Source organism: Bartonella sp. AD13SXNS (assembly GCF_042196465.1).
In the GTDB taxonomy this organism is placed as follows: Bacteria; Pseudomonadota; Alphaproteobacteria; order Rhizobiales; family Rhizobiaceae; genus Bartonella.
This window is the reverse complement of record NZ_JBHIQI010000064.1, coordinates 1-1,325: the sequence shown is the minus strand read 5'-3', so window position 1 is coordinate 1,325 and position 1,325 is coordinate 1. Positions and strand designations below refer to the sequence as shown.

The window sequence follows — 1,325 nt, the reverse complement described above, 5'->3', positions numbered from 1 at the left end:
AAGCAAGAAGAAAAAGGCAGAGCTGTAAGGACACAAGAAAACAGTAGAATTACGTTCCTTGCAAATGGTGAGATTACTGCCAACTCAACGGATGCTGTCGCTGGTAATCAACTTTATTCAATGAATCAGACATTTGCGACCTATTTTGGTGGAGGTGCAGGTTATGATAAAGATGGAAAATGGAAAGCTCCAAGTTTTGTGATCAAGAAAGTTGATGCAGAAGGTAAAGAAAGTGAAGAAATCTATAAGAGTGTAGCGGAAGCATTTGCTGGTGTTGCAAGTTCTATTACGAATGTTCATAATGATGTAACCAATGTAGTGAGTGAAAGCCTTGTCAAGCAGGATAACGAAACGGCTCCTATCACTGTTGGTAAGGAAACAAATGGCACTGTAATCAATGTTGCAAACAAAAGCGGTGTGAAACGGGTTATTTCTGGTGTAGAGGATGCAAAAGATAATAATGATGCCGTTAACAAGGGTCAGCTTGATGCAAGTCTGAAGGAACTTTCTAGCAGCCTTCAGTCAGAAGATTCAGCTGTTGTTCATTACGATAAAAAAGAGGGTGATAATGGCGGCATTGATTACACGAGTGTAACTTTAGGTAAAGGTAAGGATAAGGTAGCTGTAGGTTTGCATAATGTTGCTGATGGTCAGATTGCCAAGGGTTCACATGATGCGATTACGGGTGGACAGATTAATAAAATCGGTGAGGATGTAGCTAAGTTTTTAGGTGGAGAAGCATCCTTTAAAGATGGAGCTCTTACACAGCCAAGGTATAAATTATCGCATATTTCTGAAGATGGTCAGGTAAGCACGAGCGCCTTTGATGGTGTGGGTGGTGCGTTTGAAGGTCTTGATGATAATATCAAGAATGTGAATCAGCGTATTAAGGAAGTTTCTGCAGGTGTTGCGCAAGATTCTTTGAATTGGAGTAATGAAGCCAAAGCGTTTGTAGCTAAGCATGGAACGGAAGGAAGTAATAGCAAAATTACGTTTCTAGAAAATGGTGAGATTAGCGCTAAATCAACAGATGCTATCACGGGAGGTCAGCTTTATTCAATGAATCAGACATTTGCGACGTATTTTGGTGGAGGTGCAGGTTATGCTAAAGATGGACAATGGAAGGCTCCAAATTTTGTAATCAAGAAAGTTGATGCAGAAGGTAAAGAAAGTGAGGAAAGCTATAAGAGTGTAGCGGAAGCACTTGCAGGTGTTGCAAGTTCTATTACGAATGTTCATAATGATGTGACTAATGTTGTCAGTGATAGCCTTGCGAAGCAGGATGAAAAGACAAAAGTTATCACTATTGGTAAAGAAGTAGAAGG

At 40.2% G+C, this 1,325-nt stretch carries 1 pseudogene; it reads left to right on the top strand.

Annotation, left to right across the window (positions count from 1 at the left end):
- A pseudogene (locus ACFIMQ_RS09345) lies at nucleotides 1-1,325 on the top strand (hypothetical protein); the annotation flags it as partial.